Raw genomic sequence first — 22,383 nt, forward strand, 5'->3', positions numbered from 1 at the left:
AGCGGTCAGTTGAGCGTCAGCGATGCGCCGGCGGTTGCGGCGTATTCGTTCACTTGCGGAGTTGCGGAGAAGGTGCCGTGCACGCGCAGCCTGTCGTTGACGGCATAGCCGAGCCCCGATGCAAGGCTGGACTGGCCGCGGAAGGTTCCGACCGCGGCGGCCACCGACAGCTTGCCCGGACGCGGATCGTAGTGCAGGGCGCCGGACGCGAGCGCCAGTGCGACCCCGGCGCGCGCCTCGCGCTGGTTGATCACGACCTGGTTCTGCAGGCCTGAGATTTGCGACTGGACGCCGGCGGTTAGGCCGTTGAGCTGTCCGACATTGACGGCGTCGGTCTGCGAGATGCCGGCGGCGACGTTGGTCAGCCGCCGCTCGCTGCCGGCCGTACCGAACGACACCGTGTTGGCGGCTGTTGCCACCGAGCCCTGGCCGATCGCGACCGCATTGACGGCGCTCGCCTGCACGGTTGCGCCCTTGCCGAGCGCGGTGGAGTTGGCCGCTGCGGCCTGGCTGGCTTCGCCGAGCGCCACGGAATTTGCGGCTGAGGCATTGGCGCCGTTGCCGATCGCGACGTTGCCGGCGGCCCCGACCTGCGCGCCCGCGCCATAGACCGCGGCGTTGGCGAAGTTGTTGTCGGTCGCGTTCGGGCCGATCACGACGGAGTTCGGCGCCGAGATCGCGTTGGTGCCGATCGCGATCGCGTTGTCGCCGTCGGCCCGCGCGCCGTTGCCGAAGGCGAGCGAGGACGTGCCGTTGGCATTGGCGTTGGGACCAAGCGCCACCGCGTTGCTGCCGCTGGCCGACGCGACGGCGCCGCTGCTGTTGATCTTCAGATATTGGTTGGCCTGCGACAGCCCGGCGACGACGGAATTGAGGTTGGTGACGTTTGAATTGAGGCTGGCGATATCGGCGGTGTTGGTCGCGACTTGGCCGTTCAGAGAGGCCACGGCCTGGTTGGTGGCGTAGAGCTGGCTGCCATTGACCGCATCGGTGGATGTTGCCGACAGCGTCGCGGCGGAGACGCCGGTCAGCGTGCGGGTGCCGGCGGTGCCGGTGAAATCCACCGTGCTGCCGCCGCTGCCGGCGGCGACGGTGACGGCGGCGTTGCTCCCGCTTTGCTGCACCAGTCCGATCGAGCCGTTGGAGATCTGGGTCTGGAGGTTGGAAATGCTGGTCGTGTTGCTGGTGACCTGGCTGTCGAGCGCGGTCAACGCGCCACCCACATTGTTGTAGCTGGTGCCGAGGATATTGTAGGTCGGCGCGGTCAGGCGGCCGTTGGCATCGACGCCGGCGCCGGCGCCGAAGACCGCGGCCAGCATCTGGTTGGCGGAATAGAACTGGCTGCCATTGATCGCATCGGTAGAGGCCGCGGCGATCGATCCCGGCGCGATCCCGGTCAGGATGCGGCTGCCGGCGGTGCCGGTGAAGTCGACCACCGCGCCATCGGTGCCGGCGCCGACCGAGAGCCGGCGGGTCGTCGCGTCCTGCTGCAGCAGGCCGATGCCCCCGATGCTGATCTGGCTTTGCAGGCCAAACAGCTGGCTGCCGTTGACTGCGTCGGTCGAACTCGCCGACAGCGTGCCGGCGGCGACATTGACGATCCTCCGCTCGGCCCCGACCGCGCCGACCGACACCGTGTTGGCGGCATCGGCCACCGAGCCGGCGCCCAGCGCCACCGCATTGGCGGCGCTCGCATTGGCGCCATCGCCGATTGCGACGCTGCTTGCCGCAGCGGCGTTGCTGTTGAAGCCCAGCGCCACCGCGTTGCTGCCGCCGCTGCCGACCTGGGCCTGGTTGCCGATCGCGATGCCGTTGCCGGCGGCGGCGTCGACCGAGGCGGCGTTGCCGGCACCTGTATTTGCGTTGCCCCCGATCGCGATGGAATTCGCCGACCTTGCCTGAGAATTTGCTCCGCTCGCAAGGCTGTAATCACCAACTGCCTGGCTGAGTTCGCCGGTCGCCGTGCTGCCGGTTCCATTTGCCGCACTTCTTCTGCCGAGGGCCGTGCTGAGCGGGCCGCTTGCGACGCTGCCGCTACCGAGCGCGGTGCTGCGATCGCCGCTGGCGTTACTCAAGTACCCGATGGCCGTGCTGTTGAGCCCGCTCGCAGAACTCTGATTGCCATTCGCCGTGCTGTTGTCACCGCTCGCTGCAGCGAATGCGCCTGTCGCGGTGCTCTGCGCTCCGCTTGCCACGCTAAGAACGCCGGCTGCGGTACTGTTGTCGCCACTGGCCCTTGCGCCCGCGCCCGTCGCGACGCTCTGTAGTCCGCTCGCCACGCTGAGAACGCCGCTTGCGAGACTGTTTCTGCCGCTCGCAGAACTCTGATAGCCGTTCGCCGTGCCGTATTCGCCGCTCGCTGTTGCAGCTCCGCCGGTTGCCGTGCTGCTTCTGCCGCTTGCCTTCGACGAAGCACCGGTCGCGGTGGCACCCTCAGCATCTGCGCTACTGCCCGTGCCGAGTGCCGTGGCACCGATTCCGGCGGCAGTGGCCGAAAAGCCGGACGCGGTGGCATTGTCGCCGCTTGCGATGCTGCCCGGCCCGACCGCCGTGGCGCCGATCCCGCCTGCCGAACTGTTGAAGCCGGCTGCCAAGCTGGTGGTTCCGCTGGCGCTGGAGCGCGCGCCGAGCGCCGTGCTGTTGCCCACAGCCGAGCTGCGATCGCCCAATGCGGTCGCATCGCCGTTGCTGACCACCGCGTTCGTTCCGATGACGATCGAGCCCGTTGCTCCTGGTGACACCGTATTGGAATTGCCGATGGCGATCGCGTTCAGGGCATTCACCGTGTTGCCGTTGCCGAGAATCGCGCTCCCGGACGCATCTGAGATCGACGCGACGCTGTTGTTCGAGCCGATGACGTTGACGTTGGAGCCGAAGGCCGTGCTCGTCCCGCCTGCGTTGATGCTGTTGTTGTTGCCGGCGATGAAGCTGCCGTCTCCAACGACGAGGTTGGAGCCGCCGACGCCGAAGCTGCCGCTCCCCGTCACCGTTTGGCCATTGCCGAAGGCGCCGCTGTTGGCGCCGGTCACCCGGTTGTCGGCGCCGATCGCGACGGAGTTGCTGCTGTTGGCATCGATCGTGGTTCTTGCGCCGATGGCGATGCCGTTGCTGGATGAGGCATCCACCGAGGCGCTGTCGCCGATCGCGGTGCTGCTTGAGCCGTCTGCCGTGCTCTGGAACCCGAGCGCCACGGCATTGCTGCCGGTCGCGCGAACCTGGGCCTGATTCCCAAGCGCGATGGAGTTGGCCGCAGCAGCGTGGCTGCCGGAGCCGACGGCCGCGCTGCCCGCGCCCGACGCTGTCGCGCCGTGGCCGAACGCCGCAGACTCGCCGCCGGAGGCCACCGCAGCGATGCCGCAGGCGACATCGCTGTTGTTGGGCGCGGTCGTGCCTGCACCCGTCCCACCGGTTTCCATGCAGACAAAGCCGGCCACGGCGGGGCGACTCCCGCCCGCCAGTGCTCCTGCCAACGTGGTGAAGGAGACCGCCGCGAGCAGGACGGCACGGCTTTGACCCATGGCCAGCCGAGGCGTTGTCGCGCCTGTGCCGCTGCGACCGGGGCGTGGCTCGAACGAACTGCGGGACTGCATCTTCGACACTGCTAGAACTCCACCGCGAGGCCGGCACTGCCGACATGCTCGCTGCCGCCACCGTTGGAGTAGCGACCGAACACCACCGTCGGGACGTTGAAATTGAGGCGGTGCGAGATCGCGATCCCCGCGCCGCTCTCGCCATGATAGAAGCCGGTGTTGACGGCTACTGTGGTCTTGCCCGGCGCGGACGGCATCAGCACGGGCGGAGCGGCGACCGCCGCGGCGATGCCGCGCCGCGCCTCCGTCTGGTTGACCGCGACCTGGTTCTGCAGGCCCGAGATCTGCGATTGGATGCCGGTGGCGATGCCGTTGAGCTGTCCGACATTGACCGCGTCGGTCTGCGAGATGCCGGCGGCGACGTTGGTCAGGCGCCGCTCGCTGCCGGCCGTACCGAACGACACCGTGTTGGCGGCTGTTGCCACCGAGCCCTGGCCGATCGCGACCGCATTGGTCGCGCTCGCCTGCACGGTCGCACCTTTGCCGATTGCGGTGGAATTCGCCGCGGCGGCCGAACTGCCCTCGCCGAGCGCCACCGAATTGGCCGCCGCCGCGTTGGCGCCGTTGCCGATCGCGACGTTGCCGGCCGCGCCGACCTGTGCACCCGCGCCATAGACGGCGGCGTTGGCGAAGTTGTTGTCGGTCGCGTTCGGGCCGATCACGACGGAGTTCGGCGCCGAGATCGCGTTGGTGCCAATCGCGATCGCATTGTCGCCGTCGGCCCGCGCGCCGTTGCCGAAGGCGAGCGAGGACGTGCCGTTGGCGTTGGCCCCGGTGCCGAGCGCCACCGCGTCGGTCCCGGTCGCGGTTGCCGCGGCCCCGGTGCTGTTGATCTTCAGGTACTGGCTGGCCTGCGACAGGCCCGTCACGATCGAGGACAGGTTCGAGATGTCGGCGGTGTTGGTCGCAACCTGGGTGGTCAGCGAGGCCACGGCCTGGTTGGTCGCATAGAGCTGGCTGCCATTGACGGCGTCGGTTGAACTCGCCGACACCGCGCCGGCTGTAACGCCGGTCAGCGTCCGCGTGCCCGCCGTGCCGGTGAAATCCACCGTGCTGCCGCCGGACGATGCCGCTACCGAGATGTTGCCTGTCGTGGCGTTCTGCTGCACCAGTCCGATCGAGCCATTGCTGATCTGTGTCTGCAGGTTCGAGATGTCGGTGGTGTTGCTGGTGACCTGGGTGTTGAGCGCGCCGAGCGCCCCGCCGACATTGTTGTAGCTGGTACCGAGAATGGTGTAGGTCGGCGCGGTCAGATGGCCATTGGCATCGAGTGCGGCGCCGCCGCCGAGCACGGCGGCGAGCATCTGGTTGGCCGAGAAGAACTGGCTGCCGTTGATCGCATCGCTCGAACCCGACGCGATCGCGCCCGGGGCGATCCCGGTCAGAGTCCGCGCCCCCGACGTGCCGGTGAAGTCGACCACGCCGCCGTCGGTTGCGGCGCCGACCGAGATCCTTCGGGTGGTTGGATCCTGCAGCACCAGCCCGATGCCGCCGTTCGTGATCTGGCTCTGCAGACCGTAGAACTGGCTGCCATTGACCGCATCGGTCGACGATGCCGAGACCGTGCCGGCCGCGACGTTGACGATCCTCCGCTCGGCACCCACCGCGCCCACCGAGACGGTGTTGGCGACATTGGCGACCGACCCCGCGCCCAGCGCCACCGCGTCGGCGGCACTGGCATTGCTATTGAAGCCGAGTGCGACCGCGTTGCTGGCGCCGCTGCCGACCTGCGCCTGGTTGCCGATTGCGATGCCGTTGGCGGCAGTGGCGTCGACAGAGGCGCTGTTGCTGATCGCCACACTTGCGTTTCCGCCGGCCAGGCTGTTCGCGCCAAGAGCTGTGCTGGAGTCCCCGCTTGCCGTGCTCCGATAGCCGGAGGCCACGCTGTAGGCGCCTGTCGCGTGCGCCAGCTCTCCCAATGCCGCGCTCGAGATCCCGCTAGCCTGACTGAACACACCGTAGGCGGAGCTGAAATCGCCTCTTGCCGTGCTCGCCCCGCCGTAGGCGGAGCTGGCATAGCCGCTTGCCGTGCTCTGATAGCCGGAGGCTATACTGTAGTCGCCAGTCGCGTGCGCCACGTTTCCCAATGCAACGCTCGAGATCCCCAATGCCGTGCTCGCCCCGCCGTAGGCGGAGCTGGCATGGCCGCTTGCCGTGCTCTGATAGCCGGAGGCTACACTGTAGCCGCCAGTCGCGTGCGCCGAGTCTCCGTATGCCGCGCTCGAGATCCCGCTGGCCAGGCTGCTCACACCGTAGGCGGCGCTGGAGAGTCCGCTTGCCGTGCTCAGCGCGCCGTAGGCGGAGCTGTTAACGCCGCTTGCCGTGCTCTGTCGACCGTAGGCGGAGCTATTATCGCCGCCAGCCGTGCTCTGCCGGCCGTAGGCGGAACTGGCATTGCCGCTCGCTGTGCTCTGATAGCCGGAGGCCACACTGTAGTCCCCAGTCGCGTGCGCCGTGTCTCCGTATGCCGCGCCCGAGATCCCGCTGGCCAGGCTGCTCACACCGTAGGCGGCGCTGGAGAGTCCGCTAGCCGTGCTCAGCGCGCCGTAGGCGGAGCTGTTAACGCCGCTTGCCGTGCTCTGTCGGCCGTAGGCGGAGCTGTTATCGCCGCTAGCCGTGCTCAGCGCGCCGTAGGCGGAGCTGGTATAGCCGCTCGCCGTGCTCTGCCGGCCGTAGGCGGAGCTACTATTGCCGCTTGCCGTGCTCTGATAGCCGGAGGCCAGACTAGCGTCGCCAGTCGCCTGCGCCGTGTCTCCAAATGCCGCGCTCGAGAGCCCGCTGGCCAGGCTGTTCACGCCGTAGGCGGCGCCGGAGATTCCGCTGGCCGTGCTGTCGGCGCCGATCGCGGTGCTGTTTACGCCTGATGCCTTAGCCCGCACGCCAAACGCTGCCGCGTTGGCCGCGCCAGCACTGCTCGCGGCTCCAACGGCGACGCTTGCGGCTCCCGCCGCGCTGGCGCTGTCACCGAAGGCGGCGCTCTGGCTGCCGCTCGCCGACGACCTCAAGCCAAAGGCCGAGCTGTTGTCGCCGCTCGATGCGGCCTGCGAGCCGACCGCGGTGCTGAAGGCTCCGGACGCATTAGCGGCGTGCCCGATCGCAACGGACTCAAGGCCCGTCGCATTGGCTAAGTTGCCGATTGCCAGGGAAACGCCGCCCGAGGCCGTGGCGCCAAGGCCGCAGGCTATGTCTGTGCCGTTCGATGCGGTGCTACCCCCGCCTGTAGAAGCGGTGTCCATACACACGAAGCCTGCCGCAGCCGGCTGGCCCGACCCGGCCATCACCGCCAAAACTGCAAAGCTTGCCGCGACCAGCAAGCCCAGGCGGCGCGCGCGCGTCCCGCCAGTCCCCGTTCCGGCGGCGCAGCATGCCCAAACCGCTCGCGATCCTGCAACGGCGGATGGAAGTGTCTTCTTGCTGTGTCGCATGGCCATATCCCGCGGCCGCGGTCCCTATTTTCCCGCTCGCGATCGCGGCGGCCGGGCGACAGCCGCTTTTGCCTCGTTCATTCCATTGCCAGCCGGCCAATGGTCGAACCGTTGACGCAGTCTGATTGGGCCCCAATTCTCCAGGCGCATTTTCATTTCCTCCGGCCGCATCGGCCCGATGACCACGTTGGGTCACCCTGGAAACCATCGGAAACGAAGTCCTCAAAGAACTCTCAAATTTTTGGGTTCGACGATGTCGCGTGCATGTTGGTTGCGCTTGTGACTCCGGAGGCACAATGCAAATGAGTGAATATCCGGCATAAGCACGCAACACGCGAGTGCGCGGCGACTAATCAGTTGTATTCACGGCGTGTTATTGGGCGCAGCACGAAGGCCGGGTCGCCGGCGGTCGCCGAACGCGAGTGCGCTGTCTGGCGCTAAGCGTGATTTTCGTGCCTGTTAGTTGCGTGGCAACTCGCCCGAAAACGCGAGCTCGCCGGAAGGCTCACGCGGATCACGCAGGATCATTCGATGTGCAACCTGCGATATGTGCCATGCCTGCGTGAGTTGAACTTCCGAATGTGTCGGAGGCTCTGCGGAGCTCGCCGGGGTCCACCTCCCCGCCGAGCTACTTCGCCGCCAGATAGACCTCGCCGAGCAGCGAGGAGTTCGACCACGGCACTTGCTTGTTCTTGGTCGTGGAGACCACTTCGGCACGTACCCGTGTCAGCATCTGCTGCACCTCGAGTCCGGGCGTGCCGATGTGACGCGACAGCGCCGCCGAGAACGGGCTGTTGTCGCCTTCGCCGTCCAGCGCCACTTTTCCCGGCGCCGTCGCGAACGCGATCAGCGTGCCGGCGCCCGAGGTTGCGCCGGTCCCGAGCGACGACGGCGCGGCAAGACCGCCGGCACTGATGCCTCGGCTCGCGGTTGGACCGGTGGGCTCCGGCGGCGCGAACGGATTGTTGCGGCAGGCGTCGAGGATCAGGATGTTGGTACGGACCTGGTCGTCGAGCCCGGCCAAGATCTGGTCCATGTCGACCATCGCCGCCGTGACATTGCTCCCCGATGCGAATTCGATGTCGGTCGGGACGAGATAGTTGTGGCCGTCGATCTGCACGCCATGCCCTGCGTAGTAGACCACGGCGACCTGCGCGCGCGCCGCCTCGCGCAGGAAGTCGCGCGTCCTGGCCTGCATCGCGGCGCGATCGAGATCGACGCCCTCGACCACGGTGAAGCCGAGGTCGCGCAGGCTCCGGGCGATCGCCTTGGCGTCGCGCGGTGGATTGGGCAGCGCCTGCACATGCGTGTAGGCGCCGTTGCCGATCACCAGCGCCATGCGCTGGCCGGTTACTGCGGCAGCCGTGGTCGGCGACGACGCGGCGGGCTCTGCCCGCTGCTGCGGTTGCGCCACCGGCTCGGACAGCAGCGACAGCCGCACCTTCGCGGTCGCCTGGTTTTCCTTGCTGCCGGCATCGGACGCGACTGGCTTCAATGCGGCGGCGTAGTCGGCCTTGGCAGACTCAAACTCGCCCTTCGCCTCGTAGGCCAGCGCGCGATGCACCAGCGCCGCGATGATGACGCTGCCCGGCGGCGTCATGATGTTGTCAGGCGGATTGCGCGCCAGCCGGACTGCCTCCGAACCATCGGCGATGGCGCGATCGACATCGCCCTTGGCGCGCCAGATCACGGAGCGGCTGGTCCTGGCCGCGGCCTGCGCCGGCGACAGGCGGATGGCCTCGTTGATGTCGGCCAGCGCGCCGTCGAGGTCGCCGGCAGCGGCTTTCGAGGCGCCGCGATTCTGCCAGGAATAGGCCTCGCGCGGGTTGAGCTTGATCGCGCGGTCGTAGTCGCCGATGGCGTTGGCGAAGTCGCCCTTGGAGCGGTAGGCATTGCCGCGATTGTGGTAGATCGTCGCGTTCGGCGGGCCCAGCTTGAGGGCGTCGTTGAAGTCGGCGATGGCGATGTCGTCCTCGCCTTTGTCGAAATAGGCCGAGCCGCGCAGATTGTAGAGCGCCTGGTCCGGCTTCAGCCGGATGGCCTCGGTGGCGTCGGCGATGACGTGCGCGTAGTCGCCCTTCTTGTTCCAGCCGACCGCGCGCCAGAAATAGATCGTGGCGAGCTGGCCGCCGGAAAATACCTTCAGCGCGATGATCTTGTTGCAGGCATCGATCATCTGGTCCGCCGGCGTCGTCTCGGTGGTGCAGAGCGGCCCGAGCTGGGAGCGGGACTGGGCGAATGCCGGGGGAGCAGCGAGGGCGGCCAACAGCGGGAGAAGCAGCAGGAGCGAGCGGCGCATCAGCACGGACCGTGAGGCGAAGGAGCAGGGGACCACTGATCGTTTTGTTGTCGCCGATGAACTCACGGTTCAACGGTCTTCGCGTCATGCGCGGTCGCGCGGGCTTTGCTCGGGCTCGATTGAAGCGATGGTACCAAGCTGCTCTAGGGCTTTTGCGCGCGGCGCGGCCGCACTTCGACGAAATCGGCTGCGATCTGCACGTCGAAGCGGGAGAGGAAGCTCATGCCCAGCAGTCCGTCGATACCGCTGCCGTAATCCTTGCGGCTGTCATCCTGAACCGCGACGGGAATGCCGGTCGCCTGCAGCGAGTTGAGCTTGACCTTGTCGGCCCGCGACAGCCGCGCTTTGGTTTCGCCATTGGCCGTGTTCAGCGTGATGTCGCTGCCGCCGCTCAACGGCAGCTTGGCGCGCTCGGCGAAGGCGGAGCGGACCGACACGTAGCTCGCGCCGGTGTCCAGGATGAACGATCCCTTGACGCCGTTGATCTCTGCTTTGACCACAACCACGTTCTTTTGGCCGCGCAGCGGAAAGCGCTCCTGACGGGCGTCGGTCGACGCCGCACAATTGCCCTGGCGTTCGTAGTCCGCGATGATGCGCTGGGTCTGGCTGGTATCGCGGGCGCGCGGATCGAACGACACCCAGAGGCTGATCGGCGAGACCGCCTCGCAATAGCGCTTCAGTGCTACGTAGGACTCTGACATCTGGGTGAAGACGCGGCTGGCCACCCGCGCCTTGTCCGGCGACAGCTCGATCGTGTCGGAATAATCGGCAAGCGCGCGCTGATGATCGCCCGCACCGGCGAGCGCCGTAGCGCGCAAATAGTGCGCATCCCGATTCGAGGGGGCCCGGCGGACGTATTCGTCGGCGACCTCGACCGCCTTGGGATAGTCGGTCAGCTTGATGTAGGTGTCGGCCGCGCGGTGCAGGGCGGAAAGCGGGGCGCCGCAGTCCTTGACGAAGCGGAACAGGCCGTCCGCGGCTTGGCGGCGATAGCCGAGCTTGTCGAGCATGAGCGCGAGATCGCCGACGCTCTTCTGATCGCAAGGTTCGCGCTTCAATTCCTGCAGCCGCAGCCACACGAACGGGTCGCGGGCCGCCTGCAGCGGCAGCGCGCCCAGCCGTTCGTAGACGCCGGCAAACACCTCGTCCGGATTCTCATCGAGGTAGCCTGCGGCCGCTTTTCCCAGCATAGCGGCAAGCAGCAGCGCTGCCACGGACAGCGTGGCTCCCGGATACCTCGACATGCTCACCCCAGCGTTGATCCCGCGGGAACTCTATCGCCTCAAACAGTGGCGGAACAAGCTACCACCCGGGGCGCTTTGCACGGTGGGCAGATCATGCTAGAGGGTTGGCCAGCGGGCGGCTGCCCACCCTTATTTCCCACCGACTTTCTCCACCGACTTGGCCGAATGAAGAACGACCAGCTGCTTGCCCAGATCACGGAGTTCTGCCGCCAGTCGGACATGGCGGAATCGACGTTCGGCCGCAGGGCCGTGAACGACGGCAAGCTCGTGCAGCGGCTGCGCGAGGGCAAGCGCATCACCATCGACACGCTCGACCGCATCCAGGCCTATGTCGCAGCCTCGACCGGCACCTTGCCGCCGCCGCGGCTCGACGTCGTGCCGGAGAAGCGCGATCCCAAGAGCAATTTCCGCTTCTTCGAGAACCGCCAGAAATATCTGCTGTTCGTGCACACCTGCAGCGAGAAGCGGGTGGTGGCCGAGCGCGTCGGCCTCGAGCTCGCCAGCATTCATCCGCGCCCGCCGGCGCTGCGGCTGTTCGACGCCGGCGTCGGCGACGGCACGGTGCTGTCGAAGGTGCTGCGCACCATGCATGGCCGCTTTCCGCACATCCCGTTCTACGTCGCCGGCAAGGAGTTGAGTCTCGAGGACGTTCGTCTGACGCTGGAGAAGGTGCCGGACCGGCTGTTCGAGCATCCTGCTTCGGTGTTCGTGTTCACCAACATGAACTATGCCGAGGCGCCGTGGCTGACGCCGGCATCGCCGGCGGTCGCGGCCTCGATGATCTGGCACGAGGTCGTGCTGCAGGGCGATTCGTCCGGAGATTTCGAGGCCCAGATTGCGGCGCTGAAGCCGTTCCTGGAGCAGAACTGGCGCGCCAACGTCTCGCAGCGGACCGGCATGCCGGTGTACGAGCGGCCGATCGCGCTGGTGCTCTACCGCGAGGATCACCGCTTCCTGCTCGACAACATCATTCCGCGGGCGGGGCGGGTCGAGGCCAATTTCGACCTGATCATCGCCTCGCAGCCCTATCGGGCGCGGTCCTCGGTCAATTTCCGCGCCAAGCGCATCATCGCACCGCTGGCGCGAGCGCTGAAACCGGGCGGCCGGCTGATCGGAATCCACTCCCACGGCCAGGATCCGGGCCTCGAAATCATCCAGGCGGTGTGGCCGGGAGAAAATCCTTTCTCGGTCAGCCGACATGAGCTATTGCGCGCCGTCAAATACGAGCTGGGCTCCAGTGGGCGAGACTTAAATTTTAACGCCTATGCGGACAATCGCTCGATTTTCAGGTATGAGATGGAGGCTCTGCCCAACGAGGTCACCGGTGCGATCGGAACCTCGACGGCCTTTGCAGCCTGGAATGCGGCGGTGTATGTCGCGCAGATCGAGGAAGACCGCCTGACGGAGGTCGCCCACTCGTCTCGTGCGCTCGATGCCGCCAGAGAGGTTCTGCGAAAGCACAACGGGCTGTGGTTCTACGACGAGTCCTACGTCATCTCGCGGCGTCGCGACTGACATCCTTTGGGATCACTGGGATCAATACGAACGACCGCCGTGGGCGGCAAAGAAGGGATTGCTTGATGCGCGCGTCTTATCTGTTCACCTCGGAATCGGTGTCCGAGGGTCATCCGGACAAGGTCTGCGACCGTATTTCGGACGAGATCGTCGACCTGTTCTACCGCGAAGGACCGAAGGCCGGCATCGACCCCTGGCAGATCCGCGCCGCCTGCGAGACGCTCGCCACCACCAACAAGGTCGTGATCGCCGGCGAGACCCGTGGTCCCGCCTCGGTCACCAACGAGCACATCGAGCACGTCGTCCGCCAAGCCATCAAGGATATCGGCTACGAGCAGGCCGGCTTCCACTGGAAGACCTGCGACATCGAGATCCTGCTGCATCCGCAGTCCGCCGACATCGCGCAGGGCGTCGACGCGTTGCAGCCGGGTGAGCGCAAGGAAGAGGGCGCAGGCGATCAGGGCATCATGTTCGGTTACGCCACCAACGAGACCCCGGACCTGATGCCGGCGCCGATCTTCTACGCCCACAAGATCCTGCGTCTGATTTCGGAAGCCCGTCACTCGGGTGTCGAGAAGGTGCTCGGTCCGGACTCCAAGAGCCAGGTCACCGTGCAGTATGAGAACGGCAAGCCGGTCGGCGTCCGCGAGATCGTGGTGTCGCACCAGCATCTGGTCGAGGACATGACCTCTGAGCAGGTGCGCGAGCGTGTCGAGCCTTATGTGCGCAAGGCGTTGCCGGAAGGCTGGATCAGCCCCAAGACGATCTGGCACATCAATCCGACCGGCAAGTTCTTCATCGGCGGTCCCGACGGCGACGCTGGCCTCACCGGCCGCAAGATCATCGTCGACACCTATGGTGGTGCGGCCCCGCATGGCGGCGGCGCCTTCTCCGGCAAGGATCCGACCAAGGTCGATCGCTCCGCCGCCTATGCCGCGCGCTACGTTGCCAAGAACATCGTCGCCGCCGGTCTTGCCGACCGCTGCACGCTGCAGCTTGCCTACGCGATCGGCGTGGCGCGGCCGTTGTCGATCTACATCGACACCCACGGTACCGGTAAGGTCTCCGAGGACAAGCTCGAGAAGGTCGCGGCCGAGGTGATGGATCTCACCCCGCGCGGCATCCGCAGCCACCTCGACCTCAACCGTCCGATCTACGCGCGCACCTCGTCCTACGGCCATTTCGGCCGCACGCCGGACAACGAGGGCGGCTTCTCCTGGGAGAAGACCGACCTCGCCGAGGCGTTCAAGCGCGCGGTGTAATTGTCGGCCTCTCGCCGCCTGCGGTGAGAGGCCGGATTGCATCGACTGATGCAATCAAGGTGAGGGGACAAGTCCAGCAATTCGCACCGCACGTGCGGCTTGCCCCTCATCCCATTGCCGATGCGATGCATCGGTTCATCTGAGCCAAGGATGGCGGCAGAAGGCCGCCGTCGCCGCTCCCCGTAGTAGCAGGGGGCAGTGATTTAGAGTGCGCTTCGACGCGTCTCTTTTCGTTTCGTCACGACCAGCTCGAATTTCATACGACCAGGAACCCCCCATGACCGCCAAGCCAGGTTTTACCGACTACATCGTCAAGGACATTTCGCTCGCCGAGTTCGGCCGCAAGGAGCTCTCGCTTGCCGAGACCGAGATGCCCGGCCTGATGGCGACGCGCGAGGAATACGGTCCGAAGCAGCCGCTGAAGGGCGCGCGCATCGCCGGCTCCCTGCACATGACCATTCAGACGGGCGTGCTGATCGAGACGCTGAAGGCGCTCGGCGCCGACATCCGCTGGGTCTCCTGCAACATCTATTCGACTCAGGACCACGCCGCCGCTGCGATCGCCGCCGCCGGCATTCCGGTGTTCGCCGTCAAGGGCGAGACGCTGGTCGACTATTGGGACTACACGGCCAAGCTGTTCGACTGGCACGGCGGCGGCCATCCCAACATGATCCTCGATGACGGCGGCGACGCCACCATGTACGTCCATCTCGGCCTGCGCGCCGAGAACGGCGACGCGGCGTTCCTCGATAAGCCCGGTTCGGAGGAAGAGGAAGTGTTCTTCGCGCTCTTGAAGAAGCAGCTCAAGGAGAAGCCGAAGGGCTACTTCGCCGAGATCGCCAAGTCGATCAAGGGCGTGTCGGAAGAGACCACCACGGGCGTGCATCGTCTGTACGACATGCAGAAGGCCGGCACGCTGCTGTGGCCCGCGATCAACGTCAACGACAGCGTCACCAAGTCGAAGTTCGACAACCTCTATGGCTGCCGCGAGTCGCTGGTCGACGGCATCCGCCGCGGCACCGACGTGATGATGTCGGGCAAGGTCGCGATGGTTGCGGGCTTCGGCGACGTCGGCAAGGGCTCGGCCGCCTCGCTGCGCCAGGCCGGCTGCCGCGTCATGGTCTCGGAGGTCGATCCGATCTGCGCGCTGCAGGCGGCGATGGAGGGCTACGAGGTGGTGACGATGGAAGATGCCGCGCCGCGCGCCGACATCTTCGTGACCGCCACCGGCAACAAGGACATCATCACCATCGAGCACATGCGCGCGATGAAGGATCGCGCCATCGTCTGCAACATCGGCCATTTCGACAACGAGATCCAGGTCGCCTCGCTGAAGAACCTGAAGTGGACCAACATCAAGCCGCAGGTCGACGAGATCACCTTCCCCGACGGCAAACGCATGATCCTGCTGTCCGAGGGCCGTCTCGTGAACCTCGGCAATGCGATGGGCCACCCGTCCTTCGTGATGTCGGCGTCGTTCACCAACCAGACGCTGGCGCAGATCGAGCTCTACGCCAACAACAAGGACGGCAAGTACAAGAAGGAAGTCTATGTGCTGCCGAAGTCACTGGACGAGAAGGTGGCGATGCTGCACCTCGCCAAGATCGGCGTGAACCTCACCAAGCTGCGCCCCGACCAGGCCTCCTATATCGGCGTCAAGCCGGAAGGCCCGTTCAAATCGGACCACTACCGCTACTGATCATCGACACAACGCGCGGCGGAGACAGCAAAGGCCGGGGCATCGCCCCGGCCTTTTTTGTTTTGATCTTGTAGGGTGGGCAAAGCGCCTTCTTGCTCGGTCATCATCACGCGATAGCGGAAGCGTGCCCACCGCGGTCTAGCGGCTCGCGCGGGACGGTGGGCACGGCGCACGCGTGATCTGCGAATGACGTGATAGCGCCCTCCGCGCTTTTGCCCACCCTACGGCAGCGCCGATTGCGGCCATCATCCCGTCCGCCGCGACGCGAGCGCGGACGCCCTTACTGCCTTCGCGCGCTTGGCCGCATGATGGTCCGACCGCGCCGCCATCCGCTTGTGCTTCTTCGTCTCCGCCGCGGCGACCTTCACGGCCGGCGTGCGATGCTTGCTGTATTCCTCGCCGTCGACCGGGCCGACATGCGGCGGGTCGCGATCGAGATAGGGGCGGCCGACGCCAAAGCCCTTGCCGTTGGCATCGACCCATTTCCACAGTTGCTCGGTCGCCACCCAGCGCTGCGCGCGGGTGGCACCGTTGACGCTGACGATGTCGGCCGCAAGCCCGTGGCCGTAGCCGCCGCGCAGGCTGCCGCCGTGATAGGAGCGGTTGCTGGCGGCCTTCAGGCCGCTGGCGATCTCCTGGCGATAATCGTCGCGGAAGCCGCTGGTGATGCCCGGCGCGAGACCGGCGGCCTCGGCGGCATGCAGCGTGTGAAACAGCTTCATCTTGAAGCTGCGATCCATGCCGCCGATGACGTATTCCATCATCGTCCGGCCGACGCGCTCGGCGGCCTTGGGATCCTTCCAGGTGAAGTCGTTGTCGACCAGCTTGGTGAAGCTCCGCGTCACCTTCACCATCCGGCCCTTGCGCTTGATGGTGACGGCGCGGCGCTCGGTCTCGCGGATCTTGTCGAGTTTCGGCGCGCGCTCATACAGCGCCCACAGATAGCGATCGACACAGACGTCGATGTCGGGACACTCATCGAGGATCTCGATGCGGTCGGCACTCGCGACGGTGGGCGCTGGCGGCTCGGCGGCTGCGGCCGGCGCGTCGGCCGGCAGCGCGGCGGATGGATTGATCGATGCCGTGGTGAGGGCCGTCTCCGACGCGAGCGGCTGCGTGGTCGAAGGCTCTGTCGTCGTCGAGGCCGTCACCTCGGCGACCACGGGGGTCGTCGCAGCTTCGGGTTCGGCGGCCGCCGCAGGCCAGGCCATCAAGCAACCCGAGAGGACAAACGATCGGCACAACGCACGCGTGGTGAACTGCTGCGAGCTCATCATCCGGCCTCCCAAAATCCGAGCTCCTGCGGGCAGGAGCGGTCAGGCATCCGATACCTGCGATTGTTCGGCGCTTGGCCGCGGGGCGCAATAACGCAGCAGTCGTCGCCGGCAGCTTTTGAGCGAAGTGTGGCTTGTACGCAACGATCGGAGTTCCATTCGGCGTGCTGCGAACCGCCGTTCAGCGCACGCCTGCGACGCTATCGTCACGCCATCGCGCTGCTCGGTTGCCGGAGTCCGTGGCGAAGCGTAGTCTGGGGCGACCGGTTCGTGGAGCTGATGGCATGAGCACCATCGAGATCATCGTCGGCGGCACGCGGCTGATCCGGGACTACGCACCGGACGACTCGATCTGGTCGCTGCCCGAGGAGAAGCGCGAGCGCCAGGCGTTGGCCGACGCGCAGCGCGACCTCGCCATCGGCGCCGATCGTCTCGCCCAGACCCCCTACGCCGTGCGCGGCTGAGCATCCTCAGCGATCGACGAGGCTGGACGCCGTGCGCGTGGTTCGCCGCAGCAGCTTGCGCCCGGTGAGCATGGCGCGGACGAGATTCTCACGCTGCATCCGGCCGACCAGCACGACGCCTGCGACATGCAGCACCACCAGCGGGATCAGCAGATACGACGTCATCTCGTGGGTGTCCTCCACCCACCAGATGCCGAAGAAGCGCACAGTGACCTGCATCGCGCCGGTCACCGCCGAGATGATCAGGAGCAGCAGCAGCGCGAACTGCATCGCCGTGCCCGCGGGGTTGAGGCCGAGATAGCGTCCGGTCCTGCCGCGCCGCAGATTCCAGAGATAAGCGGGCGTGGCGCGCAGCCGGGCGCGGAGGCTGCGGAAGCGCGAATGGCGCGTGCCGATCAGGCCCCACATCAGGCGGAACGCGAGCAGTCCGAGGATGGCGTAGCCGGCCGTCCGATGCAGGCCGTCATGGACGTTCGGCGTGAGCCAGGCGACGAGCACCAGCGCAGCCAGCAGCCAATGCCACAGGCGCAGCGGAAGATCCCAGACCCGCACGGTCTCGGCAGGGCTGGGGTCCTTCAAGTCGGCTCTGGGGGCTGTGCCGTGCATGAGCATCACGACGCGACGTGCAGCGGTGCGGCACGCCGCGCGCCAACTACTTGGCGATAGTGTGCTTCAGGCTGAGGTCTTCCGGACTGTAGAACAGCTCATACAGCTTGCCGCCCTTGACGCCGTAGACCTCGTAGCAGCTGCCCTCGACCTTCGAGCGGCGCACCTCGTAGCCCGCATCCTTCGCCTTGGCTTCCGCCTCGGCCGCCGGCTTCCACTGCGCCTTGTCGAGCTTGGTGCAGGTCTTGTAGCCGTCGGCCAGAGCCGGTGAGATGGCCGGTGCGATGGCGAAGCCTGCGAGTGCGGCGCCGAGCAGGGCGGCGGTGGTCAGTCTCATCAATCCCTCCAATGAGCAAATTCAAACACGATGCATCGTGGGATCAGTGGAGACGGCAGCGGGCCGAATGTGTCAACGGATCGGCAGCTGGAATTACTCTTAGAGAGCTTCCAAATTCGCGAGCATCCGCCAAACAAGGGCTTTGCGGAGAGATGCGATATCCGCGACGTTACGTCTCGCTCATCACTTGAGTGATGCCTGGCGTCAGATCGATCGATGAAAAATGGGTACCAGAGGGGTCGCTGCCGATTAGTTGCTCGTCATGCCCGGGCTCCGTCCCGGGGCATCCACTTCGTTCCAGGATGCCGGACGACGTGGATGGCCGGGACGGAGCCCGGCCATGACGGCGTAGAGGCAGTCGCGAAAACATCTGCCCGCAGGAGCAACGCGCGGGCCGTCTGGACGCCGCCTCAAGTATCTGTCACAGATGCTTGTGATGACCCCTCGCGTTCACATCGCAGGCGCGGCCCTTAGCCGCCGAATTACCGACCCGGCCTGATCCGTCGGGCCGGGCGCGTTTGCCTGCGACTTGATCTGTGAACATCTCCGGCGCCCGAGGCGGTGCCGCATGCGAGGTCTTTCGATGTCTCCGAACCAACCTACGCTGCACCTCGTGTGCGGCAAGATCGCTGCCGGCAAATCGACGCTGACGGCCGAGCTTGGCCGGCGGCCGGCCACCGTCGTGGTGGCCGAGGACGACTGGCTGGCGCAGCTCTATCCGGGCGAGCAGACGACTCTTGCCGATTACGTCCGCAATTCGTCGCGGCTGCGCGCCGTCATGGGCCCGCATGTGGTGGCGCTGCTGCGCGCAGGCGTCTCGGTCGTGCTGGACTTCCCGGCCAACACGCTGGCCAGCCGCGCCTGGATGCGCGGCCTGTTCGAAGCGGCTGGCGTGCCGCACCAGCTGCATCATCTCGACGTGCCCGACGAGGTCTGCAAGGCGCGGCTGCGGGCCCGCAACGCCGAAGGCCGTCATGCGTTCACGGTGACGGACGAGGAGTTCAAACTGTTCACGTCGTACTTCGTGGCGCCGACGCCCGAGGAAGGATTCGACGTGATCGTGCATCGGCCGTAACGTCCAGGGCCGGGGGTGACGTCATGCGTCTCGGCTCGACTCTGCTCGCAATGGTGGTGGCAATGATGATGCACCGCGCGGCCGCGCAACCCCTGACCGTTGATCCCGAGACCATCGTGCCGTTGCCGCCGGCGTTCGAGATCGAACCGCCGGCGCCGGACGTGCCGGCGGAGATGGCGCGTTTCCTCGGCGCGTGGATCGGCACCTGGCATGACGACCGCCACATCCTGGTGGTCGAGCGCATTCGCGCCGACGGCCATGCCAACGTCGTGTTCGCGGTGTCGGACTCGGCCTTCTACAGCGCCAATCGCGAATGGTGGCGCGATGAGGCGGTCATCAAAGACGGTGTTCTCGTCATGACCGGGTTTCGCATCTTCCGCTACGCGTTCGATGGTCCGGACCGGCTCTACTTGACCGCGACGCTCAAAAGCGGTGGCGTCACCTCGGGCGCGCTGGTGCGCGCGGACGCCGCACGCCTCGCGGCCGGTGATCGGCCGGAAGAGTGGCCGTGGCCGGGTCAACGCGTCTTCATTCCGCATCTGACGGTGCGCACGCCGGACGGCAGCCGGCCGATCCGGCTCGAGGCGACCTACTATCCAGCGGCGGCTCCGGGCCCGGCGCCGCTCGCGATCTTCACGCACGGCTCCGATGTCGGCCGCAACCAGCTGCGCACATGGTCGTTTGCCACCGAAGCGCATTGGCTGCGCGATAACGGCTTCGCCGTGCTGACCTTCATGCGACGCGGCCGAGGCCGCTCCGAGGGTATCAATGCCGAGGAGGATTTCGGCCGCGCGCATGACGGTAGCCTGGTCGATGTCTCGTTCGGCGTGGGCCAGGCGGTCGAGGATCTCGACTCCGCAATCGCCTTCGGCCGCACCTTGCCCGGCGTGCGCCCGGGGTCGGTGCTGCTCGCCGGCCAGTCGCGCGGCGGCTTTCTCGCCATGCATTATGCCGGCCTCAAGCCGGCCGAGGTGATGGGCGTCATCAACTTCTCCGGCGGCTGGTATCCCTACGGTCCCGTGACCACGCCGTACTACGCCAATGCCGGCCGTGGCTCTGCAGGACGAGTGCCGCAGCTCTGGCTCTATGCCGACAATGACCGGCTGTATCCGGAGGCCCTGATCAAGGAGTATCACGCCGCCTTTGCGGCCGCCGGCGGCGCCGTGCGCTTCGAGCTGCTGCATGACGTGCCCGGTGACGGCCATCTGCTGCGGCTCTATCCCGAGCGCTGGCGCGCAATCGGCGACGCCTTCCTGGCGTCGCTCAAATGATGCTGCGGGAGATTGTAGCACGGACGAGCGCAGCGGCGGTATCCAGTCTGCGATGACCTTTGCTCGCGTCTAAGTGCTGCCCAATCCGATCCTGAACCGCCGGTTCTGCCGCCCCTTGTTGTCGACCTTGAGAATGCGGATGCGCCGCGCCTTTGCTGTCGAGATCAGATGCGTCCCGCCGCAGGCCTGGCGGTCGAGGCCGTCGATGTCGACGATGCGGATCAGGTCGTTGGCCTGGCGCGGCGGGGCAACGGATTTGGCGCGGAACAGGCCGGCGGTCGCCTGCGCGTCGTCGTAGGGCATGTCGAAGGCACGCACCGGGCGGTCGTCGGAGATCGCGGCATTGACCGCGTCTTCCACCGCGCGCAACTGCTCCGGCGCGACTTTCGGCAGGTCGAAATCGACGCTGAATTCGTCGCTGTCCGTCATGCGCACGCCGGTCAGCAGCGCGCCGTCGAACAGCGTGTACACCGCGCTGTTGACGAGATGGGCGACCGTGTGCTGCTCGCACATGCGCTGGCGGAAAGCCGGATCGACGCGCAGCGTGATCGATCCGGTCGGCGCGGCGTCGTCGCCGAACAGGTGCCACAGGCCGGCCGCGGTCGGCTCGAAGCCGATGACGTCGCGGACGACGCCGTTCCAGGCGAGGCTGCCGCGATCCGGCAGCTGCCCGCCGCCGCCGGGATAGAATGGCGATCGCGCCAGCAGCACCGCGCCGGGCCGTGTCTCGAGCGCGGCGACCTCGAGGTCCAGCACGTCCGGATGATCAACGGCGAAGGGGCGGGGCGGCAAATCGGTCATGCGGCATACTCCGATGAATCGTCGTCCGTCGAGCGAAGCGAGACCCGGGTGCATCGAGATCATGCGAGAGATCTCGCATGTCGCCGCACTGCTGCCGGCTGCGAATGCTCATGGAATCGGTCGCGGCTTGTCGGCTGCGGTCCAGCCGAGCGGCAATGGCTCACCGCGCCCGTCGGGCTTTGGAAATGCTGCACCATGGGCGAACAGACCGGTCGCGCCCTTGAAGCCGATGATGTACCAGATCTCGATCAGATAGTCCTGGGTGCGCTCGCGGTCTTCGGTCGCCAGCATGTCGACCTTGTCGAGCGCCTCCTTCAGAAATCCCTCGATCTTACGGGCTGGAATGGGCCCGGCTGCCATGGCGAGCACGGCGTCGATGACCGCATTGACGGCCGCGGTTGCCGTCGCCTCGTGAGCGGGTGTTTCCGCCCCGGTGTAGCCGAGCGGCGGATAGTCGTGCGGCTGGAATTTTCGTTCAGCCCTGAGGCGTTGCAGGTGATCCCGGGCCTGCGGCGTGAGTTGCACGACCTCGGTCGAAGGTGAGGGAAACAGCCGATCATACTGGAACAGCCCGAACCCGACGATCGCCAGCAGCGCAGTGCCGAGAATGCAGGCTGCAACGATCAGGATCCGCATGCTCCGGCCTCAGCCCCATGGCGCCACGAGATATCAGCAGGTCAGGTCTTGCCGTCATTCCGGGGCCGTCGTCAATCCGCAGACGGGATGGGGCGACCACATCGCGCCTCACCGGCACGGCGCCACGCTGAACCACGCCATGCGGAACGCGCCGTCGCCGAGTCGCAGGCACACGGTATCGCCGGGCTGCAGCCGTTCGTACAGCGCCTGCGTCACGTGCGCATCGGCCGCCGTGGCCAACGGTCCCCAGGCCTCCAGCGTGACCTGATGCATCGCGAGCCGGCTGTGGCCAAGATGCTTGGTCAGCACGCGGCTGCGCAGCAGCGCCGGCGCCGAGCGATCGAGCGCGGTGTTGAACTGCCCGAGCGCGCCGAAGGCATAGGCGCCGACGAAGACAGAAGCCAGCAGCAGCCGCCAGCCGCGCCGGCGCAGCTGGGTCTCGAACCGTGCCGCCACGATCAGGAAGACGAGGGCGACCGCGATCGCGAAGGCCGTCAGCGGCAGCCAGCTGACGAGATTGACGTCGGACAGCGTGCGCGCGGCGAGCGTGCCGGCGGCCAGGATGCAGCCGGTGCCGAGATTGGCGCCGTAGCCGGAGCCCAGCCCGATGCGGAACCGGCCGGGGAAACGCAGAGTGAGGATCAGTGCGAGCAGCGGCAGCGCGGTCACGACTGCAATCAGCTGGCCCGCCGGAAAGCTCGGGAAGAGCGACCAAGCCGCAAGACCGATCGAGGCGACGGTGAAGCCCAAAGCGACGCCCAGGGCGACGCGCTGCGCGTGCGCGCTCCCGCGATCCCGGCTTGCGGTGCCCGGCGGTTCCTGCGGCGGGGTGGGGGCGTTCATCACATCGTCCGTCCAAATCGTCCGTCCAAGAGTGACCGTCTC

Annotated in this window: 16 protein-coding genes; 6 read left to right on the top strand and 10 right to left on the bottom strand. The window is 66.8% G+C overall.

Going from position 1 to position 22,383, the window contains the following annotated elements; genetic code table 11:
• Window positions 1-5 precede the first annotated feature (5 nt).
• From ACQR1I_RS08980 to ACQR1I_RS08995, 4 genes are all read right to left on the bottom strand, one after another.
• Window positions 6-3,434 carry a YadA family autotransporter adhesin gene (locus ACQR1I_RS08980; RefSeq protein WP_434870320.1) on the bottom strand — a complete coding sequence of 1,143 codons (3,429 nt, stop codon included), beginning with the start codon at window positions 3,432-3,434 and terminating at the stop codon, window positions 6-8.
• 167 nt (window positions 3,435-3,601) lie between these two features.
• Complete coding sequence (locus tag ACQR1I_RS08985; protein WP_434888720.1) at window positions 3,602-6,826, bottom strand: hypothetical protein; 3,225 nt, start codon at window positions 6,824-6,826, stop codon at window positions 3,602-3,604.
• An 817-nt stretch (window positions 6,827-7,643) separates the two neighbouring features.
• Window positions 7,644-9,314, bottom strand: coding sequence for a caspase family protein (locus ACQR1I_RS08990; RefSeq protein ID WP_434870318.1), 1,671 nt, complete (start codon window positions 9,312-9,314; stop codon window positions 7,644-7,646).
• A 143-nt stretch (window positions 9,315-9,457) separates the two neighbouring features.
• Window positions 9,458-10,558 (bottom strand): aspartyl protease family protein, encoded by a 1,101-nt coding sequence (locus ACQR1I_RS08995; RefSeq protein ID WP_434870439.1) that lies wholly within the window; start codon window positions 10,556-10,558, stop codon window positions 9,458-9,460.
• Between the two features lie 165 nt (window positions 10,559-10,723).
• Between ACQR1I_RS08995 and ACQR1I_RS09000 the strand changes: the two genes are divergently transcribed.
• The 3 genes from ACQR1I_RS09000 to ahcY all read left to right on the top strand — a co-directional run bounded on the left by ACQR1I_RS09000 (window position 10,724) and on the right by ahcY (window position 15,034).
• The gene (locus tag ACQR1I_RS09000; protein ID WP_434870317.1) at window positions 10,724-12,073 is read left to right on the top strand and encodes a hypothetical protein; all 1,350 of its coding nucleotides are present in this window, start codon (window positions 10,724-10,726) and stop codon (window positions 12,071-12,073) included.
• Window positions 12,074-12,138: 65 nt separating this feature from the next.
• Window positions 12,139-13,335, top strand: coding sequence for a methionine adenosyltransferase (metK, locus tag ACQR1I_RS09005; protein ID WP_434870316.1), 1,197 nt, complete (start codon window positions 12,139-12,141; stop codon window positions 13,333-13,335).
• Window positions 13,336-13,612: 277 nt separating this feature from the next.
• A complete protein-coding gene (gene ahcY / locus ACQR1I_RS09010) occupies window positions 13,613-15,034 on the top strand; it encodes an adenosylhomocysteinase (protein WP_434870315.1) in 1,422 nt (473 codons plus the stop codon).
• 245 nt (window positions 15,035-15,279) lie between these two features.
• Here the strand turns inward: ahcY and ACQR1I_RS09015 are convergent, their stop codons facing one another.
• Window positions 15,280-16,311 (bottom strand): hypothetical protein, encoded by a 1,032-nt coding sequence (locus tag ACQR1I_RS09015; RefSeq protein WP_434870314.1) that lies wholly within the window; start codon window positions 16,309-16,311, stop codon window positions 15,280-15,282.
• 281 nt (window positions 16,312-16,592) lie between these two features.
• On the opposite strand from ACQR1I_RS09015, the gene ACQR1I_RS09020 reads away from it, so the two are divergent.
• Window positions 16,593-16,772, top strand: a complete 180-nt coding sequence (locus ACQR1I_RS09020; protein WP_434870313.1) for a hypothetical protein — start codon at window positions 16,593-16,595, stop codon at window positions 16,770-16,772.
• 6 nt (window positions 16,773-16,778) lie between these two features.
• Here the strand turns inward: ACQR1I_RS09020 and ACQR1I_RS09025 are convergent, their stop codons facing one another.
• Both ACQR1I_RS09025 and ACQR1I_RS09030 read right to left on the bottom strand, forming a co-directional pair.
• Window positions 16,779-17,384: a cytochrome b/b6 domain-containing protein gene (locus ACQR1I_RS09025; protein ID WP_434870438.1), complete on the bottom strand. Its 606-nt coding sequence runs from the start codon at window positions 17,382-17,384 to the stop codon at window positions 16,779-16,781.
• A gap of 40 nt (window positions 17,385-17,424) precedes the next feature.
• Entirely contained in the window at window positions 17,425-17,715 is a 291-nt protein-coding gene (locus ACQR1I_RS09030; protein ID WP_434870312.1) for a PepSY domain-containing protein, read from the bottom strand.
• A gap of 583 nt (window positions 17,716-18,298) precedes the next feature.
• Here ACQR1I_RS09030 and ACQR1I_RS09035 point away from each other — a divergent pair.
• Window positions 18,299-18,790: an AAA family ATPase gene (locus ACQR1I_RS09035; protein ID WP_434870311.1), complete on the top strand. Its 492-nt coding sequence runs from the start codon at window positions 18,299-18,301 to the stop codon at window positions 18,788-18,790.
• A gap of 23 nt (window positions 18,791-18,813) precedes the next feature.
• Complete coding sequence (locus tag ACQR1I_RS09040; protein ID WP_434870310.1) at window positions 18,814-20,061, top strand: alpha/beta hydrolase family protein; 1,248 nt, start codon at window positions 18,814-18,816, stop codon at window positions 20,059-20,061.
• A gap of 69 nt (window positions 20,062-20,130) precedes the next feature.
• Here ACQR1I_RS09040 and ACQR1I_RS09045 read toward each other — a convergent pair whose 3' ends face one another.
• The 3 genes from ACQR1I_RS09045 to ACQR1I_RS09055 form a co-directional block, all read right to left on the bottom strand.
• Window positions 20,131-20,862 (bottom strand): alanyl-tRNA editing protein, encoded by a 732-nt coding sequence (locus ACQR1I_RS09045; protein WP_434870309.1) that lies wholly within the window; start codon window positions 20,860-20,862, stop codon window positions 20,131-20,133.
• Between the two features lie 108 nt (window positions 20,863-20,970).
• The gene (locus ACQR1I_RS09050; RefSeq protein WP_434870308.1) at window positions 20,971-21,498 is read right to left on the bottom strand and encodes a DUF4844 domain-containing protein; all 528 of its coding nucleotides are present in this window, start codon (window positions 21,496-21,498) and stop codon (window positions 20,971-20,973) included.
• Between the two features lie 108 nt (window positions 21,499-21,606).
• Window positions 21,607-22,341 carry a hypothetical protein gene (locus ACQR1I_RS09055; RefSeq protein ID WP_434870307.1) on the bottom strand — a complete coding sequence of 245 codons (735 nt, stop codon included), beginning with the start codon at window positions 22,339-22,341 and terminating at the stop codon, window positions 21,607-21,609.
• Window positions 22,342-22,383: the final 42 nt, after the last annotated feature.

The organism is Bradyrhizobium sp. HKCCYLS2038, assembly GCF_051167655.1.
Classification (GTDB): Bacteria; Pseudomonadota; Alphaproteobacteria; order Rhizobiales; family Xanthobacteraceae; genus Bradyrhizobium.

Bases quoted from the DNA above. Each gene is read 5' to 3' on its own strand.
- ACQR1I_RS09000 (WP_434870317.1), top strand. From the start codon at position 10,724: ATGAAGAACGACCAGCTGCTTGCCCAGATCACGGAGTTCTGCCGCCAG.
- ahcY (WP_434870315.1), top strand. From the start codon at position 13,613: ATGACCGCCAAGCCAGGTTTTACCGACTACATCGTCAAGGACATTTCG.
- ACQR1I_RS08985 (WP_434888720.1), bottom strand. From the start codon at position 6,826: ATGGACACCGCTTCTACAGGCGGGGGTAGCACCGCATCGAACGGCACA.
- ACQR1I_RS09050 (WP_434870308.1), bottom strand. From the start codon at position 21,498: ATGCGGATCCTGATCGTTGCAGCCTGCATTCTCGGCACTGCGCTGCTG.
- ACQR1I_RS09055 (WP_434870307.1), bottom strand. From the start codon at position 22,341: ATGAACGCCCCCACCCCGCCGCAGGAACCGCCGGGCACCGCAAGCCGG.
- ACQR1I_RS09035 (WP_434870311.1), top strand. From the start codon at position 18,299: ATGTCTCCGAACCAACCTACGCTGCACCTCGTGTGCGGCAAGATCGCT.
- ACQR1I_RS09025 (WP_434870438.1), bottom strand. From the start codon at position 17,384: ATGCTCATGCACGGCACAGCCCCCAGAGCCGACTTGAAGGACCCCAGC.
- ACQR1I_RS09015 (WP_434870314.1), bottom strand. From the start codon at position 16,311: ATGATGAGCTCGCAGCAGTTCACCACGCGTGCGTTGTGCCGATCGTTT.
- ACQR1I_RS09045 (WP_434870309.1), bottom strand. From the start codon at position 20,862: ATGACCGATTTGCCGCCCCGCCCCTTCGCCGTTGATCATCCGGACGTG.
- ACQR1I_RS08995 (WP_434870439.1), bottom strand. From the start codon at position 10,558: ATGTCGAGGTATCCGGGAGCCACGCTGTCCGTGGCAGCGCTGCTGCTT.
- ACQR1I_RS09020 (WP_434870313.1), top strand. From the start codon at position 16,593: ATGAGCACCATCGAGATCATCGTCGGCGGCACGCGGCTGATCCGGGAC.
- metK (WP_434870316.1), top strand. From the start codon at position 12,139: ATGCGCGCGTCTTATCTGTTCACCTCGGAATCGGTGTCCGAGGGTCAT.
- ACQR1I_RS08990 (WP_434870318.1), bottom strand. From the start codon at position 9,314: ATGCGCCGCTCGCTCCTGCTGCTTCTCCCGCTGTTGGCCGCCCTCGCT.
- ACQR1I_RS09030 (WP_434870312.1), bottom strand. From the start codon at position 17,715: ATGAGACTGACCACCGCCGCCCTGCTCGGCGCCGCACTCGCAGGCTTC.
- ACQR1I_RS09040 (WP_434870310.1), top strand. From the start codon at position 18,814: ATGCGTCTCGGCTCGACTCTGCTCGCAATGGTGGTGGCAATGATGATG.